The sequence below is a fragment of the Rhodopila sp. genome, assembly GCF_035548095.1.
In the GTDB taxonomy this organism is placed as follows: domain Bacteria; phylum Pseudomonadota; class Alphaproteobacteria; order Acetobacterales; family Acetobacteraceae; genus Rhodopila.
The window spans coordinates 1-18,519 of record NZ_DASZUV010000029.1 but is presented as its reverse complement, the minus strand read 5'-3'; the positions used below and the strand labels follow the sequence as shown (position 1 = coordinate 18,519).

Genomic DNA, 18,519 nt, shown 5'->3' with positions numbered 1-18,519 from the left:
CGTGGCCGGCTACTCGCCCGCCTCCGGCTGGCGGTGGCGGCGCATCACCAGCAATAACAGCAGCGGCGGCACCACCGACAGCATCATCAGCCGGAAATCGTTGTTGTAGGCGATGATCGCCGCCTGCTGGTCGATCATGCCGTTCAGCAGGGCCGCCCCGTGCTTCGTGAGCGGATCCAGCAGGTGGGACACCTCGTTGCCCATCTGCAATACGCGGTTGAACGGCGTGATGCCGGCGGCGATGTCCGCATGGGTGGCCTGGACGTTGCGCGTCAGGGTGAACGAGGTGACGGAAATCCCCACCGCCGATCCGAAATTGCGGGCCAGGGACTGCATCGCGGTGCCTTCGCCGCGCAGGTGCGGCGCCAGCGTCGTGTAGGCCATCACCGACATCGGATTGAACACCAGCCCGATCGAGAAACCCTGCACGATCAGCGTCACCGCCATGTGCGATTGCGGAACGTCGGGGGTCCAGGTGCTCATGTCGTACAGCGCCGCGGCCAGCACCAGCAGGCCCACCGCCATGATCTTGCGCTGGTCCACGCGCATGCCCAGCCGGCTCGCCACGTACATCGACAGGATGGTGCCGAGACCGCGCGGCGCCATGGCCCAGCCGGCGGTCAGGACCGGGTAACCCGCCAGGTTCTGCAGATAGGGCGCCAGCAGGGCCGATGTCGACAGCAGCACCGATGAGACGCAGAACACCATGACCATGCCGGAGGAGAAATTCGCGTCCCGGAACAGCCCCGGTGAGAAGAAGGGCCGGTCGGCGGTCAGCATGTGGACGACGAACAGGTACAGCGCGAGGCCCGCCACCACCGCCTCGACCAGGATTTCGCGCGATGTGAACCAGTCCAGCTCCTGCCCGCGGTCGAGCATCAGCTGGAACGACCCGCAGGCGATCGCCAGCATGGCGAAGCCGTACCAGCTGAAGCGCAGCTGTGTCTGCGCCGGGGTTTCCTGCATGAACAGCGCCAGGCCGGCGACCGACAGGACTCCCAGCGGCAAATTCACATAGAATACGTAGCGCCAGCTATAGGCATCGGTCAGCCAGCCGCCCAGGGTCGGGCCCATGATCGGCCCCATGGTGACGCCCATGGAGAAGATCGCCATCGCCTGCGCGCGGCGGGAGAACGGGTAGATGTCCAGCATCGTCGCCTGCGACAGCGGCGCGATCGCGGCGCCGCACATGCCCTGCAGCAATCGGAAGCCGACCAGCTGTTCCAGCGACTGCGCCGCCCCGCAGAGCATGGAGGCGATGGTGAAGCCGATCAGGCACCCGATGAACAGCCGCTTCCGCCCGAACCGCCGCGCCATCCAGCCCACCGGCGCGGTCATGATCGCCGCCGCGATGACATAGGAGGTCAGCACCCAGTCGATCTCGTCGGAGGAGGCCGACATGCTGCCCTGCATATAGGGTAGCGCGACGTTGGCGATGGTCGAATCCAGCGTCTGCATCAGCATCGCGATCATCGCCGCGGCGGTGACCAGGCCTCGGTTCGGAACCCGGGTTCCTTCCTCCATGGTCAAGCGGACCCGAGCCGGACACGCGGCGCAACAGGATGGGGCATGGCTGGACGTTCGTTGTCGTTGTCGGCCGGCAGTGTGCGCCCAGTTTGATGGACGCGCTACTCCCGCCCGCGGCGCCGGGCTTCATGTCCCGACCCGGTCGTCCGGCGCCCCCCGATGACGGTGATGGGGCTGCGACAGTGATAGGCTGCGACGGCACCGAAACGGGGTGGCGAAGACGCCGATGGCCCCGGTGTGATGTCCCGATGTTGTGCCCAGGTCCCCCGCTTGTGCTCAGGCGCGCTGGCGCGCCGGCTTCGTCAGACGCTGCAACTCGGCCCCGATCTCGGCCACCAGGGCCGGATTGGCGCGCCGGATCTGGCTCGCGCGCAATGCCTGGCCCAGGTTGGTGGATGGCCGCATCTCCCAGGCTTCCAGGAACAGCAGGTCATCGGTCAATCGCGGGTCGTTCATCTCGGCCAGCACCCGCCGGACCGCCTCGGTGAAAGGTGGCTTCATCGGATCCGTGATGGGAGTCATTATTGGAAAATTCCCAAGTAACAGCCACGCTTTTCCTGGCGATCCCCTGGCGATCCCCAAGTAAGGGACCGCGGCAGGAAGATCGAGCGGGGCGGCTGTTAGATAGGTTTCGTGGCAAAAAAATGCCAGCGCTTGTGGGTGACAACCCGGTTAATTCACCCCGAACGGAAGGCGGAGGACCCCGCCGGCCTTGCCGGTCCTGGCCCTCCGCCCCGTTCACATGGCGGTGATCTGGCTGGTCGGTCCCGCTGGCTCAGTAGCGGTTCAGTAGCGGTACAGATCGTGCTTGAACGGCCCCTGCTGCGAGACGCCGATATAGTCCGCCTGCTTCGCCGACAACTGGGTCAGCTTGGCGCCGACCTTCGCCAGGTGCAGCGCGGCGACCTTCTCATCCAGCTGCTTGGGCAGGGTGTAGACGGTCTTCTCGTACCGGCCGGCCGGGGCATTGAACAGCTCGATCTGCGCCAGCACCTGGTTGCTGAAGCTCGCGCTCATCACGAAGCTCGGATGGCCGGTTGCGTTGCCCAGATTCACCAGGCGCCCCTCGGACAGCACGATCAGCCGCTTGCCGTCGGGGAAGACGACCTCATCGACCTGCGGCTTGACGTTTTCCCATTTGTAGTTGCGCAGGGCCTCGATCTGGATCTCGGAGTCGAAGTGCCCGATATTGCAGATGATCGCCCGGTGCTTCATCGCCCGCATGTGGTCGAGGGTGATCACGTCCACATTGCCGGTGGCGGTCACGAAGATGTCGCCGATCGGCGCGGCATCGTCCATGGTGACCACCTGGTAGCCTTCCATCGCCGCCTGCAGGGCGCAGATCGGGTCGATCTCGGTCACCATCACGCGGCAGCCGGCATTGCGCAGGCTGGCGGCGGAGCCCTTGCCGACATCGCCGAAGCCGTTCACCACCGCGACCTTGCCGGCCATCATCACGTCGGTGCCGCGGCGGATGCCGTCCACCAGCGATTCGCGGCAGCCATACAGGTTGTCGAACTTCGACTTGGTGACGCTGTCGTTCACGTTGATGGCGGGCGTCAGCAGCTTGCCGGCCTTCGCCATGTCCCACAGCCGGTGCACGCCTGTCGTGGTCTCCTCCGAGATGCCTTTCACGTCGGCCAGCATCGCCGGGTACTTGTCATGCATCAGCAGCGTCAGGTCGCCGCCGTCATCCAGGATCATGTTGGGGGTCCAGACGCCCCCTTGGCCATCCGGCCCGCGCACGGTCTGCTCGATGCACCACCAGAATTCCTCCTCGCTCATGCCCTTCCAGGCGAAGACCGGTATGTTGGCGGCGGCGATGGCCGAGGCGGCGTGATCCTGGGTCGAGAAGATGTTGCAGGACGACCAGCGGACGGTGGCGCCCAGCGTGGTCAGCGTCTCGATCAGCACCGCGGTCTGGATGGTCATGTGCAGGCAGCCGGCGATGCGGGCGCCCTTCAGCGGTTTTTTCGGGCCGTATTCCTCGCGGATCGCCATCAGGCCGGGCATTTCGTCCTCGGCCATGCTGATTTCCTTCCGGCCCCAATCGGCGAGGGACATGTCCTTGACCTTGAAGTCGGTGAAACTCGTCATGCTGCTACGATCCTTTGAAGCGTGACGGCGCTATATAAAGATATCTGCATATTTGCAAGGCGCCGCGCGGCGGAGCGGTCCGGATCCGGTGCTCTGGCCTTTACTAATAACTGACCGACCGGTTATATATCCGGCGTGTCGGATACACCCCCTCCCGTCAGGACGCCACGCTGGACGCGCCGCAGCGACGCGCGGCCACACGAAATCGTCGCCGCCGCATTGACCCTGTTCGCGGAACGCGGCTTCGCGGCCACCAAGCTGGAGGACGTGGCCCGCGCGGCGCACATCTCCAAAGGCACGGTGTACCTGTATTTCCCCAACAAGGAGTCCCTGTTCCGCGCCGTGGTCCGCCAGGAACTGCTGCCCAATGTCGAGCGGATCGAGGCGATGATCGCCGCCCACCAAGGCTCCGCTGCGGACATGCTGCGCATGATCGCCAGCCAGATGCTTCAGGTCATCGACACCCAGGTCGCCGGCATTCCCAAGCTGGTGCTGGCCGAATCGGGCAATTTCCCCGAGATCGCCCGCTTCTACGCCGAGGAGGTCGTCGGCCGCGGTATCCGCCTGTTCACGCGCATCCTGCGCCGTGGCGTGGAGCGCGGCGAGTTCCGGCCCATCGAGCCGATGCACCTGCTGCCGACCCTGGTCGGGCCGATGGCGATGATGGTGATGTGGCGACATTCCATCGGGCGACACAGCGACCTGCGGTTCGACACCAGGGCGGTGATCGAGACCCATATCGACTTGCTGCTGCGCGGCCTGCGGCCGGAGCCGGGGGCGTGATCCGCCGCGTCGTGACCATCCTGCTGGCAGTTGCGCTGCTGGCCGGCGGCGCCGCGTGGTACATTCAGCTTCGCCGCCCGGTTCCCGAACGCTGGCTTGGCTATGCCGATGCCGACTACGTCAGGGTGGCGCCCACGCAGCTGGGCCGCCTCGTCTCCTTGGGTGTGGCACGCGGCGACCTGGTTACGATCGGCGCGCCGCTGTTCCAGCAGGACGACATCGACGATCGCGCGGCGCGCGACCAGGCCGCCGCGACCTTGGCCGAGGCGCAGGAAAAGCTGGCCGACCTGCAGGCGCCCGGCCGCGCGGATGAGATCACCGAGGCGCAGGCCGACGTCAACGACACCAGTGCCGCCTATGAGCGGGCGGCTCGCGACCTGGCCCGCGGCGAGCAACTGGTGGTGACCGGCGCGACATCGCGCCAGACCGTGGACCAGATGCGCGCCGATGCCCGCTCCGCCGAGGCGAAGCTGCGCGCCGCGCAGGCCCGGCTGGCGCTGGCCCGTGACACGAACGGCAGAGCCCATGCGATCACGGCGCAGACGGCGGCCGTGGCCGCGGCACGGGCGGCGCTGGAATCGGCGCAATGGCGGCTGGATCAGCGCCATGTCACCGCGCCGGCCAGCGGGCGGGTCGCCGACACGTTCGCCCGGCCCGGCGAAACGATCGCCGCCGGCACACCGGTGGTCTCGATCCTGCCGCCGGACAACATCTTCGTCCGTTTCTATGTACCGGAAGCGGCTCTGGCACGGATTCATGCGGACGATCAGGTCGGCATCATCTGCGATTCCTGTCCGCGCGACCTGCGGGGCCGCATCTCCTTCATCGCCACGCAGCCGGAATACACGCCGCCGGTGATCTATAGCGAGGGCACGCGCGGCAGCCTGGTCTACCTGATCGAGGCCCGGCCGGACGCGGCGCCGGGCGCCACGCTGAAGCCCGGCCAGCCGCTCGACGTGATCCCCCCCGACATGCTGGCCGCGCGATGATTTCTCAACCTGCCGGCCATGCGACGGACGCTGCCCCCGCGATCGACGTCCACGGGCTGTGCAAGAGTTTCGGCACGCGGAAGGTGGTGGACGGGCTGACGCTGACCGTGCCGGAAGGTGAGATCTGCGGCTTCCTGGGCGGCAATGGCAGCGGCAAGACCACCACCATCCGCATGCTGTGCGGACTGCTCACGCCGGACGCCGGGTCTGGCACCTGCCTTGGCCTGGATATCATCCGTCAGGCCGACCAGATTCGGCTGCAAGTCGGCTACATGACGCAACGCTTCAGCTTCTATGGCGACCTGACGGTCGCGGAAAACCTCGATTTCGTTGCCCGCTTGTACCAAATCCCCGATCGCCGCGCCGCGGTGCGGGAGATCATGGGGCGCATGGGGCTGGCGGAGCGCGCCGGCCAGCGCGCGGATCAGCTTTCCGGTGGGTGGAAGCAGCGTCTGGCGTTGACCGCCTGCGTGCTGCACAAGCCAAGGCTGCTGCTGCTGGATGAGCCGACGGCCGGCGTGGACGCCAAGGCGCGGCGGGAATTCTGGGACCTGATCGCCGACATGGCGGTCGAGGGCATGACCGTGCTGGTCTCCACCCACTACATGGACGAGGCGGAGCGCTGCCAGCGCGTCGTCTACCTGTCCGGCGGGCGGCTGATCGTCGACGGAGCGGCGGCGGAGGTGGTTCGCGACGCCGGCGTCATCACCTATGAGGCGACCGGCATCGGCATCGACGCGCTGGTGCACCGCGCCCGTGTCACCCCGGGTATCGAGAGCGCGACGGTGATCGGCCGAGCCCTGCGCGTGATCGGTACCGACGCGGCGGAGCTGGCCCGCGCGGTGGATTCGCTGCGCGCGCCCGGCGTGACCTGGCAACCCGTGCCGCCCCGCCTGGACGACGTGTTCATCCATCTGCTTGGCCAGGACACCCGGCGCCGATGAAGGACATTTCCTGGAGCCGTTTCGTCGCCATGCTGCGCAAGGAATTGCTGCAGATGCAACGGGACCGCGCCACCGTGCTGATGACGGTGGCGGTGCCGCTGATGCAGCTTTTTCTGTTCGGTTTCGCCATCAACACCAATCCGCGCCATCTGCCGACGGCGTTCGTCTCGGGCGATCATTCGGTCTATGAGCGCGCGATCACCAGCGCGCTGGTCAACACCGCCTATTTCGATCTGCGGATGTACACTTCGGACGAAGCGGCGGACCAGGCGTTGGCGCGGGGCGACGTGCTGTTCGTGCTGCGGATTCCGCCGGGTTTCGCGCGCGCGGTGGACCGCGGTGAATCGCCCACCATCCTGATGCAGGCCGACGCGACGGATTCCACGGCGATCGCCGCCGCCGCCTCGGCCCTTCAAGGTATCGTTCCGGGCGCCATCAACCGCGACCTGCCGCCCGAAATGCGCATGGCGCCGGAAACACCGTCGTTTCGGGTGATTATCCACAACCGCTACAACCCGGAACAGATTACCGCCTTCAACATCGTTCCCGGCCTGGTCGGCGTCGTGCTGACCTTCTCGACGCTGATCGCCACGACGCTGTCGATCACGCGGGAGCGGGAGACCGGCACGATGGAGAACCTGCTGGCGATGCCATTGCGGCCAGTGGAGGTGATGCTGGGCAAGATCGTCCCCTATATCGGGCTGGGCTACATCCAGGTGGTGTTGATCCTGGTCGCCGCCGTGACCGTGTTCCAGGTGCCGCTGCGCGGATCGGTGCTCCTGCTGCTGTTGGCCCTGGGCCTGTTCATCGCCTGCAACCTGGCCGTTGGCTTCACCCTGTCGAGCCTGGCGGCGACGCAGATGCAGGCACAGCAGATGGCGATGGCCTCGCTGCTGCCATCGATGCTGCTGTCCGGCTTCATGTTTCCCTTCGCCGGCATGCCGGCCTGGGCCAGGACCGCGGGCGATCTGCTGCCGCTGACGCATGTCCTGCGCATCTGCCGCGGCATCATGCTGAAGGGCAACGGGGTGGCCGAGATCGTGCCGGAGCTGTGGCCGATGGCACTGTTCGCGGTGATCGTCGGCATCGTCGCGGTGCGGTCGTACCGGCAGACGCTGGACTGACGCCGCCCGCCGGACGGCGCCCGGCGTTGCAACCGTTCCAGCCGGCTTCAGGCCGTCCCGCTCTCATATCCCGAACCAGCTCGGTTCTCGGTTTCCTCGGCCGGGAAGTTGCACTCGACGGAGATGCCGTCCGGATCCAGGTAGAACAGCTGCGTCATATTGAGGCGCGGCAGCACACGCTCCTCGAACCTCAGGCCGCGCGACGTCAGGCTGTCCCGCATCGCCTTCAGGCCCGTGCAGGAAAAGGCGATATGGTCCAGCCGCCCGGTGGGGGCCGGATAGGACGGGCCGTCGGCGAAAGTCGGGTTCTGCGGCCGATAGCCGATCAGGTGCACGGTCGGCACCCCGCCGCAATACAGCCAGTAGCCGGGGAATGGCAGCGGCGGCCGGTCGCCGACGGTCAGACCGACCACGTCGCAGTAGAAGTCCTTCGTCCGCTCCAGGTCGCGCACCAGGATGGTGTAGTGATTCAGGGACTCTGCGGGCATCGGATGTCGTCTCCTAGAACTGGTTTTCCGGCTTCATGCCGAACATGATCTGACCCACGGACTCGTAATGAAGCTGCCGTCCCTGGGCCTGCTGCGACACGGTGTGGATATCGCGCAGCCGCCGCTCGAAGGGCTGATCCTCGAACACGGCCACCGATCCGGCGCAGTGGAACAGCGTGTTCACCGCCTCCCGCGCCTGGTTGATCGCCCAGGTTGCCGCCAGGCGCAGCATCGCCGCCTGCTGCTCCGTCATCTCCCCGTGTTGGCGGACATGATCGTAGGTCGCGTCCAGCTGCGTGTGCAGGAAGGCGCGGGCGGAATGCCAGCGTGCCTCGGACTGCGCGAGCTGCGATTGCACGACGTTGTTTTCCCGCATCGGCTTGCTGGCGCCGCGGGACACCTTGTTGGCCGGCAGCGCCAGGAACGCATCGATCAGGCCGCGCGCGATCCCCAGGCCGACGCCGGCAAACCCGGCGGCGTAGAGCTGGTTGCTGGTAAAACGGTACAGCGGCCCCTGCTCCCGCCGGTCCACCGCCTGGTCGCGCCGCACGGTGTGATCGGCGGGAATGAACAGGTCCTTGATCGTGTATTCGTTGCTGGCGGTGCCGCGCAGGCCCAGCGTGTGCCAGATATCCGTCATGACGGCGCTGGTTTTGGGGAACAGCATCGTGCGGATCTCGGAACGGCCTTGCACGCGCATATGCGCGCCAAGCCAGGTGGCGTTCTGGGAGCCGGAGGCGAAACGCCAGGTGCCGGACGCGCAATAGCCGCCGTCCACCGGCTCCGCCTCGAACGGCGCGCCGGGCGGGCCCCAGGCGAGAATGCCATCGACCGGCCCGAACATCTCCCGCGCCACCGGCGGATCGAGATAGGCGGCGGTCATCGAGCATCCGTTGCTCTGGCACACCACCCAGCCGGTCGAGCCATCCGCCATGGCGATGGCCTCGGTCACCTGGGAGAAATCCGAAGGCTTCATCTCCATCCCGCCGATCGATGCCGGCTGCAGCATGCGAAAGAAGCCGCCCTCCTTCAGCGCCGCGACGACGTCCGGCGTCAGTCTCCGGATGCGGTTGGCTTCATCCGCACGCGCCGACAGCAGCGGCTGCAGCGCTCGTGCCTTCAGGATCTGCGGATGGACGTCCGGCATGAACTTCCCCGTTTCAACGGTTTCGCGGCGGACGATGGCGCATTTTCCGGATGCTTGCAAAGCCGCCGCCAGCCGCCCTTTTCACGCCACCGCGGCGACGGCCCGTGCCGCCAGGGCATCGAACGCGGCCACGCAGCGCGCCGCCGCATCGGGCCGCGACCGATGGCTGAACCCCGCCAGAATGCGCACGAACATCGCCCGATCCAGCCGGTAGGCGCGGGCCACCACGGCGTCGACCGTCGCCCGCAGATCCTCCCGCTTGCCCCGCGCGGCGGACAACGCGCGGGCGGCATCCCGCAGAATCCGCCCTTGCCACGGCAAGAAATCCGGGACGGGCAGCCCGTGCAGCAGATACAGGCTCAGATGCGTCGCCGCCTTCTGCCGCACCAGCCAGTCGAAACAGAAGGAGTTCAGCAGCGCGCACAGCAGCAGCGCGTCATCCTCGCTGCGCGCCCAGGGCGTCTTCTCCACCGTCGCGGTGTGGCCGAACACCGATCCGGGGGGTGCGAGCAGCGCGATCATCGTGCGCTCATCGTTGGAGCGGGCGATGTCGCGGAACGCCAGCCGCGACCGCACCGCCGCCCGCGCCAGGGCCGGCGGCAGGGCCGCCGAGGCGACGCCGTGGCGCGGCGGCGTGTCCCAGTGGTCGGTATATTGGTGGAACGTTTTGCCTTCGTGCAGGACCAGGTCGCCGCGGCCGGCCGGCAGGAAGCAGCCGGCATCATGCGTCATGTGCAAGTCGCAGCCGAAACGGATATGCCGCGCGGCGCACCAGTCCCCGAACCGGTGCGGCGCGGCGAACAGGCGCTCCGCCACGCGCAGATCGGCGGCGCCGCGCAGCTCCGGCGGCGTCAGCCTGGTGCCGCCGGCCAGGGCGAGGAAGGCCCGGTCATAGGTCATGATGCGCGCCGCGTCATCCGCGTCGGCGATGCGGTCCAGATAGAAGCCGCAGCGGAAGGCGTCCGTCGGCCCGGGCCGGCGGGCGACGATCAGGTCGAACTTGTAGCGGCTGTCGATGTCGAAGACCCGCCGCCGGTTCTCGAACGACAGCAGCCAGTCCAGGCTGGTATCCGCGAGGTAGGCGGAGCGGACGCCGATGCTGCCCTCGGCGGCGTGGAAGGAGGATGGCATCACCCAGGCCAGCGTCCCTGTTTCGGCGACCAGGTGCAGCCCGCGTTCCGCGAACAGGCGATACAGGTCCAGGCTGCCCCCGGCACGCTTCACGTGCTGGTGGCGGTACAGCCGGCGGACCACGTGCCTGGTCTGCTCGATCCCGGCACGATAGCGCGCGAACGCCGCCGCGATGGCGGGCTGGCGCAGCAGCTGGCGCTCCACCGCCCCGCGCGCCGGACATGCGTGTGCCTCCGGCATCGCCAGGTCGTGGGCGGCGAGAAAATCCCTGGTGTTCGGCAGCAGCACATCCCAGGGCGGGTTGCCCAGGACGACACTGAAGCCGCCGGGGAAGACCTCCGGGAAGGCCAGGTCCCAGGGCACCGCCTCCCGCCCGGCCTCGGCCAGCCGCGCCTGCATCGGGCTCGGCCGGCCAGGCCAGGTTCCGGTCTCGGCAACCTGCCGCGCCAGCGACAGCCATTCATCGTCGGCCTCGCGCGTCCGCAGCATTGCCGCGCCCGTCCACGCCCCGGCGAGGCGCCGCAGCGGATCAAGCACGCTGTCCAGCCGCCGCTTCAACGCCTGTTTCGCGTCCAGGTCCTCCAGGTCGCGCCCCAGCGATGCCCCCATCGCCGCCACCAGCGCCCGGGCTTCGTCGCGGGCGGCGGCCAGCCGGTCCGCGACACGATGGGCCAGCAGCGGGTCCAGCGGGCCGCCGGTCACCGGCAGGGTCGCCATATCGGCCAGGAAGGGTCCGGTCAGCGCATCGCCGCTAACCAGGCGGTGATCCAGGAAGGTCAGCGGCAACCCTTCCGCATGCGATTCCAGCCAGAGCGACAGCTTGGCCAGCTCGACCGCCAGGCCGTTGCGGTCGCAGCCATACAGGCAATGCACCGCCACCAGGCGGCGGCACAGCGCGCGGGCCGTCGCCTCGGAAAAGCCCCGGCTGGGAAGATAGGCCGCCAGGCGGCCATCGCGATCGGGCAAGGCCGCGATCCGGTCCCGCCGGCCGAGCGCATCGCAGGCGAGGCAGGCGGCCAGCAGCGCGTCGGCAAGCTGCCGGCAGGCCTCGACCAGGAAGTGGCCGCTGCCCATGGCCGGGTCGACGACCCGGATGCCCAGCAGGGCCGCCGGCCGCGGATCACCCGGCGGGCTGCGTTCGGCGATCAGCGGCGCCAGCGCCTGCTTCACCAGGAAGTGCACGAAATCATGCGGCGTGTAATAGGCACCGCTGGACTTGCGCCCTGCCCCGGCGCGCAGGAAGAACGTTCCCGGCATGATGTCGGGCGCGCCGCCCCGCACGCCATCCGGCGCGACGGCGTCCGCCGCCACCGCCGTCTCCACCCGGCCATGCCGCCGCCGCCACATCGGCGCCGTCGCCAGGCCGGGCTCCTGTTCCAGCAGCGCCTCGTAAATGCTGCCCAGCTCCTCCACATCCAGCGACGCGTAGTGGACGCGGGCACGCTGGCCTGACGCATCGGTGATCCAGATCAGCCGGTCCAGCAGGAGGGCCACCGCGCGCTCGCCCCAGTCCAGCGAGTCCAGCAGCGGGGTCGTGCCGGCCGCGAACAGGCCGCCGCCCAGCGGAGCGATGGCGAGTTCGTTGCACAGGAGACCATCGCGGCAGACGGCGAATACCATGCGCAGCCCGTCCTGCAGCATCCGCCCGGTCTCCGCCCCGTGATCCAGATGACGGCGGACCAGCATCCCCAGGGCCTGGCTCGGCGACAGGGCATTGCGCCATAGGAGCGTGGCGGCGAAGCTGCATCCGCCGAATGCGCTTTCGCTGGATGCGCTTTCGCCGGATGCGCTTTCCAGCTTCAGGACGAACAGCAGCCGGTAGACCAGCAGCAGCGCTTCCCGCCACAGCACCGCCGGGTCCAGGCCGTCCCGTGTCGGCAGGGCGTTGATGAACCCCAGGATGGCGTCCCGCGCCTGCCGACGCAGCGCCGCGGTGATGCGCACCTGGTGCAGCGCGGCGGCCCGCAGGACCTCCGGAAGCGCGGCCAGCCGGTCGGCGCCGGCCAGCGCCAGCAGGATGCGGCTGGCGTCGGGCGCCAGCGTTTCCTCGCGCCAGGCCCCGACCGCGAAGCTCACCACGCTGCCGGTGCGGGATGGCTCGCACAGCAGCAGCCGCACGGATTCGCCGTTGGCGATCAGCCCGATAGCCTCCTTCGCCGCCGCCAGGACCCGCTGCGCGGTGCGGAGCGCGCTGCCGCGCGCGCCCGTCTCCGGATCGGTACCGCGCGGCAGCATCCAAAGGCGCAGGCTGGTCGCGGCACCGGCGTGCATCAGCCAGCCGGCATCCTCCGGCCCTTCATACGTCCGCACCGGTTCCATGCGGCGGACCCCGCGATAGCCCAGCGCGTCGGCGATCGCGCGCGGCCTGGTGGCGGCGAAGGCCGCGGCATCCGCCACGAAGGGCAGTCCGCCGGCCCGGATCAACGCGGCGGCCAGGCCATCCCGCAGGAAGCCGGGCGTGATCGCCGGTCCCCGGACCGAGATGCCGTCCAGGTCCAGCGTCATCGGCGCAGGCGCAGCACCCCGATCAGGCGGATGGTCGCGCGCGGCAGCGCGGGCGCATCGGTGCCGAGGCCGCGGAACCGCCGCAGGGCCTCGGACGCGTCCGACCGCCTGTCGCGCGGAGCTGCGGCATCGGCCGCCAGCGCCGTCAGCCGCCGCACCGGATCGGCCAGGATTCGCCAGTCTCCGGTGGCATCCGCAGGCGCGAACAGGTCGCCGGTCAGCGCCGCCCTGGGTCCGCACAGCGCGGCGGCGCGCCGTTCCAGCCAGGCGCGTGCGTCCCGCGCCGCCTGCTGCCAACGCGCGGCATGCCGCGCCGCGAAGGCCGCCGCCAGCCGCTCGCCACGGCTCTGCGCCACGGGGACCGCCGCCGCGATCACCGCCTCGACCACCGTCTCGGGCCAGGCTATCGGACCGGGCGCGGGTTCGCGGAACGCCAGCAGGTCGTCATGGTCCCGGACCGATCCGCCGGCATCCGCGTGCAGGCCGAAAACCCGCCTGAACAGCGTGCCGACCTCGACCACGTAGGTCAGCAGCCAGCCATCCGAGGCGGCTCGCGCGGCACTGACCCGCCCGGCCACCGCCATCCGTGCCGCCGCCACCGCCCGCCGGGTCAGCGGATGGGCCCGGCCGGGATACAGCAGCGCGGCGCCGGTGCCGTCCCGCGCGTCTTCCGGGCGTTGCGCCAGCCGGACGATGCCGGTCACGGCATCGAAGCCCGGCAACCCGTCCAGATCCGGCTGCCAGGCCGCGGGGATGCGGTATGCCGGACCCTCCGCCTCCAGCATCGAGGCCACGAAGGCCGGCAAGTCGATGGCCGCCACGCCGGCGGCGGGCAGGTCGGCGACGGGCAGGTCGGCGACGGGCAAGTCGGCGGGCGGTGGTGGACCGGTATTGCCGGCGCCGGCCGTCTCGCGGCCGGCCAGCCAGCCATGCCGCACCGCCATCCGATCGAAGCTGTGGAAGGCGCGGTCGATCTCGCGCAGCAGGTCGCGATACGCCTCGCTGCCCTCGGTCTCGGCGGCCAGGTCCAAGGTACGGATCAGCGGCGCGCCGAACAGGGACGGGCCGTCCTCGGCAAAGCCGGACACCAGCCTTTCGCGCAGGCTGTGCGCCGGCGCGGTCATGCCCAGCGTATCGGGCATCGTCGACAGGCAGGCCCGCGCCTTCTCGTATTTCGCGATCAGATGCAGCAGCAGCCGTTCCTCGAACGTATCGGCCAGGTACAGGTAGCGGATATGCGGGTCACGGCGCTGGCCGTAGCGGTCGATGCGGCCGTTGCGCTGCTCCAGCCGGTTCGGGTTGTAGGGCAGGTCCAGATGGATCAGGTGATGGCAGCGCTGCTGCAGGTTCAGCCCTTCCGCCAGCGAATCGGTGCTGAGCAGGACGATCCCGTCCCGCGCCGCGCAGCGTTCGGCGGCTTCGGTCCGTTCCGCTTCGGTCTGCGCGCCGCTGATCGTCAGGACCGTGCCGTCCAGCGCCGCCAGCGCCCGCACCGCGGCGGCCTGGCTGTCGGCGTATTCCGTATAGACCAGGATATTCGCCTCGGGCTCCGCCAGCCGGATCAGGCGGATTTCCCGCAGCAGCGCCGAAAATTTCGGATCGTGCGGCAGGGCCGCCTCGCCCAGCCGGATCAGGGCGGCCAATTCCGCCGCGATCCCCTCCGACAGGGAAGCCGCCATCGCCTCGGCTTCCAGCGCCGCGAGCCGAGCCTCGGCGGCGGGATCGAGGACACCGAACCGGTCGAGGCGGGTCCGCAGCAGGCGGATGGCCCGCTGCCGGGCGCCGCGCGCGCCGGCGGGCCGGCCATAGCGCGCCGCCACCACGCGCAGCGTCGCCAGGCAGGCGGCAATACTGGACAATGAGCGCTTCAGCAGGCTGACGAAAGCCAGCGCGTCGCCCAGGCCCGCCGCACCCGACCGGCGCAGCCTCGGCGCGACCAGCGCCGTCAGCGCCTGGTGGAATGCCAGCACCTCCGGCGCGTCGGACAGGTCGATCCGCACCGGCTCGACCAGCCTGGGCCGGAACATCGGCAAGCCGGTGCGCGGATCGCGGATATGCGATTTCAGCCGCCGCACCACGTGCCGCCGATAGGCGTTGCCCACCAGCCCACCGGCGCCATCCACCAGGCTGGGGTCCAGCAGGCCGATCAATGAGGAGAAATGCGCGTCGTGCCCGTCATGCGGCGTGGCGGTCAGCAGCAGCAGCCCGTCGCACCGCGCGGCGAGCAGCTCCGCCAAGCGCCGGCGGCGGCTGTCCTCGCCCCATCCGCCGCCCCCCGGCCGAGCGGCGGCCGGCCCGCCGGCGCAGTGATGCGCCTCATCGATGATCACCAGGTCCCAGGCCACCGGCTCCAGCTCCGCCAGCACATGGTCCTGCTTGGCGAAGTCGATCGAGGTGAGGCACAGCGCCGTCGCCTCGAACGCGTTGCGCCCCAGCTCCAGGCCGCGGCGGGCGGCGCGCAGATCGGCGGCATCGGCGATGACCGTGAACCGCAGGCCGAAGCGCAGCCGCATCTCCTGCGCCCATTGCCGCAGCAGCGGGCCGGGCGGCGAGATCACCAGGATGCGGTGGGCGCGCCGCCGCACCAGCAGCTCCGCCGCGATCAGCCCGGCCTGGATGGTCTTGCCCAGCCCGACCCCGTCGGCCAGCAGCAGCCGTGGCCGCGCCATGTCCAGCGCCCGCCGCAGCGGGACCAGCTGGTAGGGCTCGACCGTCAGCCGTCCCGGCACGGCGGGCGCGCCGGGAACCTGGTCCAGCAGCCAGGCCTGGTGATGGCGGCGCCACAGCGCCAGCGGCCCGGCATCCGCCGGACCGGGCGCGTCGTGCAGCGGCGCCACCGCCTCGGCGGGATGCAGCAGGTCCCATTCCAGCCCTTGCAGGTCGCCGTCCAGGCAGCACAGGCGCAGGCGGCGCTGCGCGCCCAGGTCGTCGGCGGCCAGCACCTCCCACGCCAGGCCGCGCGCCATGACCTTGATTCCGGGTGAGAGTTCCATGCAGGGTCCGCGTTGCACCGCGGGCACGGAACCATCATCAGGTTGCCAAACCCTTAACGCCGGGACGGAGGAAGCAGATGATCGCGTTGCAGGACCGGTTCGCCGGCAGGGTGGCCGTGGTGACGGGCGCCGCCTCGGGCATCGGCCTGGCCATCACCAGACGCCTGCTGGCCGAGGGCGCGCGGGTCGTCGGCCTGGACCTGAAGGGCGCCCCGGACCTGGGCGCGGACTTCATCGGGCTGGACGGCGACGTGACCACCGAGGCGGCGGCGGAAACCCTGGTCGGCACCGCCGTCGAGAAATTCGGCGCGGTGGACGCGGCGTTCAATGTCGCCGGCGGCTCCCGGCCCGGCTACATCGTCGACCTCGCCGAATCGGATTGGGATTTCACCGTCGACCTGTGCCTGAAAGGCGTCTTCCTGGGCATGAAGCACCAGGCTCGGCGGATGATGCGGCAGGGGCGCGGCGCCATCGTCAACATCGCCTCGCTGAACGCGCATGTGCCGATGCATGCGGGATCGGCCTATGTCGCCGCCAAGGCCGGGGTGGAGATGCTGTCGAGGAACGGCGCGCTGGAGTTCGCCCCGTTCGGCATCCGCGTGAACGCCATCCTGCCCGGCCTGGTGCAGACGCCGCTGACCCGCCGCCACTTCGACAATCCGGACGCCCTGGCCGCCTTCGAGGCGCGCATCCCCCAGGGCCGCCCCGCGCAGCCCGAGGAAATCGCCGCCCCGTCGCTGTACCTGGCCAGCGACGACGCCAGCTACGTCAACGGCGCCAGCCTGCTGGTGGATGGCGCCTGGGCGGTCAGCGGCTACCCCGACATGCGGCCGTTCCGCGGCCCGATTGGATGGAACCAAAGGACGTCCGAATGACCGAGTCCCCCGTTCTGGTGCGCCGCGATGACCACGGCGTCATGACGATCAGCATCAACAACGCCGCGCGGCTGAACTCCCTGGGCACGCCGCAGATCACCGCCTTCATCGAGGCGGTGGAGGCATTGAAGGATGACCCCGACCTGCGCGTGCTGGTGGTCACCGGCGCGGGCGAGCGCAGCTTCATGGGCGGCGCCAACCTGTTCGAGCTGGGCGCGCTGAACCCGCCGAAAGCGCGCGATTTCCTGACGCTGATCCACCGCATGTGCAAGGTGCTGCGCGACCTGCCGGTGCCGGTGATCGCGCGGGTCAACGGCTTCTGCCTGGGCGCGGGGCTGGAGGTCATGGCGGCCTGCGACATGCACGTCGCCAGCGAGACCGCGGTGTTCGGCATGCCGGAGGTGAAGATCGGCCTGCCATCCGTGGTCGAGGCGGCGCTGCTGCCGCAGCTGATCGGCTGGGGCCGCACCAAGGTGCTGCTGTACACCGGTGAAAATATCGATGCCCGCACCGCGCTGGAGTGGGGCCTGGTGGAACGGGTGGTGCCAGCCGAGGCGCTGGATGCCGCGCTGGCGGAATGGACCCGGGCGATCATCGAATCCGGCCCGCGTGCCATCCGCCTGCAGAAGGAGCTGATCCGGGAGTGGGAAGCCATGCCGGTGAACGACGCGATCGAGGCCGGCATCCGCTGCATGTACCGTGCCTACCAGACCGAGGAACCCACCCGCATGGTGAACGCCGCCATTCAGCGGCTGAAGGCGCGGAAGGGCTGAACGGGCGGCGACCAAACCGGACACGGGCCGGATGGGGCCGACCGACGGGCGCCCGATTGGCGGGGTCGATTGGCGGGGCTCGATTGATGGGGCTTGATTGACGGGGGCTGGAGGAACGGGGGACAGGAGGGACGGCGCTACCGGTGCCCATGCCCATCCCGGGCCATTGACGGGGACCGAAGGGGCGGCGCTGCCCGGCGCCCATGCCATCGCAGCCCATGCCAGCGCATAAGAACATTTTCTTGATCTACGCCACAACCTGTGATAGAAGTCGGCATCCTATCCGCACCTGTCCAGGTCCCGCTCCTCCCAAGTCTCACCCCAAGGTCCCGCCCCCAGGTTCCCGCCCCAAGGTCCCGAGCCCAGGTCCGCCCCATGTCCGTCCCCGCCCGCGTCTCCGAACACCTGTTCGCCAGCTTCATCACGCGCCTGACCCCGCTGTTCGCCATCGGGACCACCGACCTTGCCCTGGCCGAGGCTCAGGCCGTCGAGCTGGTAAATGGTTTCGGCATCCGGTCCGCCTGGGACCTGTTCAGCGTCGCTCGGATCGTCGGCCTGGGCATGGCCTCGCTGGCCTCAATCGAATTGTCGGCACGCCCCGACCTGTCGGCCGCCTTCGCGGTGCGCTGCCGGTCCAACGCCGACGCCCTGCATCGCACCGCCGAACGAAGCGAGCATCGCTTGCGCAAGCAGCAGGGCGAAGGAGAGGCGGCAACGCCGCGCCGGTCCGCGCCGGATCGGGCCGCCATCTCGGCCACGCTGCAGGCGGTCGCGGAGACGCGGCGGCGGCTGGATCAGGCGAAGGCCGAGCTGACGGCGCCAGAGCCGGTGCCGAAGCTGTCCGGGCCAGAGCCGCCGGGGTTGGAGCCGATGGGACCGGAGCCGGTGCCGAAGCCGTCCGGGCCAGAGCCGCCGGGGTTGGAGCTGATGGGGCCAGAGCCGGTGCCGAAGCCGTCCGGGCCAGAGCCGCCGGGGTTGGAGCTGATGGGGCCGGAGCCGATGGGGTTGGAGCCGATGGGATCAGAGGAGGCGGGGTTGCAGCCGGCGGGACCGGGACTGGTGAAGACCGCATTGGCGGAACGGACGGGCGCGGGACCAGCGGAGGCGGAACAGACCAGGGCGCGGCTGGCCAAGCCGCGGCCT

The 18,519-nt window shown here is 69.6% G+C and carries 13 protein-coding genes and 1 pseudogene; 7 read left to right on the top strand and 7 right to left on the bottom strand.

Annotated features, from left to right (window positions below):
- Nucleotides 1–9: 9 nt before the first annotated feature.
- The 3 genes from VHC04_RS20710 to ahcY form a co-directional block, all read right to left on the bottom strand.
- Nucleotides 10–1,524 (bottom strand): DHA2 family efflux MFS transporter permease subunit, encoded by a 1,515-nt coding sequence (locus VHC04_RS20710; protein ID WP_325684641.1) that lies wholly within the window; start codon nucleotides 1,522–1,524, stop codon nucleotides 10–12.
- Nucleotides 1,525–1,803: 279 nt separating this feature from the next.
- Nucleotides 1,804–2,049 (bottom strand): hypothetical protein, encoded by a 246-nt coding sequence (locus VHC04_RS20705; protein ID WP_325684640.1) that lies wholly within the window; start codon nucleotides 2,047–2,049, stop codon nucleotides 1,804–1,806.
- Between the two features lie 264 nt (nucleotides 2,050–2,313).
- Entirely contained in the window at nucleotides 2,314–3,624 is a 1,311-nt protein-coding gene (ahcY, locus tag VHC04_RS20700) for an adenosylhomocysteinase (RefSeq protein WP_325684639.1), read from the bottom strand.
- Nucleotides 3,625–3,759: 135 nt separating this feature from the next.
- Between ahcY and VHC04_RS20695 the strand changes: the two genes are divergently transcribed.
- The 4 genes from VHC04_RS20695 to VHC04_RS20680 are packed head-to-tail and all read left to right on the top strand — an operon-like array spanning nucleotide 3,760 to nucleotide 7,464.
- On the top strand, nucleotides 3,760–4,407 hold the full coding sequence (locus VHC04_RS20695; protein WP_325684638.1) for a TetR/AcrR family transcriptional regulator: 648 nt from the start codon (nucleotides 3,760–3,762) through the stop codon (nucleotides 4,405–4,407).
- Nucleotides 4,404–5,396: an HlyD family secretion protein gene (locus VHC04_RS20690; RefSeq protein ID WP_325684637.1), complete on the top strand. Its 993-nt coding sequence runs from the start codon at nucleotides 4,404–4,406 to the stop codon at nucleotides 5,394–5,396. The genes VHC04_RS20695 and VHC04_RS20690 overlap by 4 nt, the downstream gene beginning before the upstream one ends.
- A complete protein-coding gene (locus tag VHC04_RS20685) occupies nucleotides 5,393–6,340 on the top strand; it encodes an ABC transporter ATP-binding protein (RefSeq protein WP_325684636.1) in 948 nt (315 codons plus the stop codon). Before VHC04_RS20690 ends, VHC04_RS20685 begins: the two co-directional genes overlap by 4 nt.
- The gene (locus tag VHC04_RS20680) at nucleotides 6,337–7,464 is read left to right on the top strand and encodes an ABC transporter permease (RefSeq protein WP_325684635.1); all 1,128 of its coding nucleotides are present in this window, start codon (nucleotides 6,337–6,339) and stop codon (nucleotides 7,462–7,464) included. The genes VHC04_RS20685 and VHC04_RS20680 overlap by 4 nt, the downstream gene beginning before the upstream one ends.
- Before the next feature lie 47 nt (nucleotides 7,465–7,511).
- On the opposite strand, the gene VHC04_RS20675 is transcribed toward VHC04_RS20680, so the two are convergent.
- The 4 genes from VHC04_RS20675 to VHC04_RS20660 form a co-directional block, all read right to left on the bottom strand.
- The gene (locus VHC04_RS20675) at nucleotides 7,512–7,952 is read right to left on the bottom strand and encodes a VOC family protein (protein ID WP_325684634.1); all 441 of its coding nucleotides are present in this window, start codon (nucleotides 7,950–7,952) and stop codon (nucleotides 7,512–7,514) included.
- A 13-nt stretch (nucleotides 7,953–7,965) separates the two neighbouring features.
- Nucleotides 7,966–9,099, bottom strand: a complete 1,134-nt coding sequence (locus VHC04_RS20670; RefSeq protein WP_325684633.1) for an acyl-CoA dehydrogenase family protein — start codon at nucleotides 9,097–9,099, stop codon at nucleotides 7,966–7,968.
- An 81-nt stretch (nucleotides 9,100–9,180) separates the two neighbouring features.
- The gene (locus tag VHC04_RS20665; RefSeq protein ID WP_325684632.1) at nucleotides 9,181–12,735 is read right to left on the bottom strand and encodes an Eco57I restriction-modification methylase domain-containing protein; all 3,555 of its coding nucleotides are present in this window, start codon (nucleotides 12,733–12,735) and stop codon (nucleotides 9,181–9,183) included.
- Nucleotides 12,732–15,728 carry a helicase-related protein gene (locus VHC04_RS20660; RefSeq protein ID WP_325684631.1) on the bottom strand — a complete coding sequence of 999 codons (2,997 nt, stop codon included), beginning with the start codon at nucleotides 15,726–15,728 and terminating at the stop codon, nucleotides 12,732–12,734. The genes VHC04_RS20665 and VHC04_RS20660 overlap by 4 nt, the downstream gene beginning before the upstream one ends.
- A gap of 77 nt (nucleotides 15,729–15,805) precedes the next feature.
- On the opposite strand from VHC04_RS20660, the gene VHC04_RS20655 reads away from it, so the two are divergent.
- The 3 genes and pseudogenes from VHC04_RS20655 to VHC04_RS20645 form a co-directional block, all read left to right on the top strand.
- Complete coding sequence (locus VHC04_RS20655; RefSeq protein WP_325684630.1) at nucleotides 15,806–16,603, top strand: SDR family NAD(P)-dependent oxidoreductase; 798 nt, start codon at nucleotides 15,806–15,808, stop codon at nucleotides 16,601–16,603.
- Nucleotides 16,600–17,376, top strand: a complete 777-nt coding sequence (locus VHC04_RS20650; RefSeq protein WP_325684629.1) for an enoyl-CoA hydratase — start codon at nucleotides 16,600–16,602, stop codon at nucleotides 17,374–17,376. Before VHC04_RS20655 ends, VHC04_RS20650 begins: the two co-directional genes overlap by 4 nt.
- Before the next feature lie 375 nt (nucleotides 17,377–17,751).
- Nucleotides 17,752–18,519 (top strand): annotated as a pseudogene (locus VHC04_RS20645) (hypothetical protein); the annotation flags it as partial.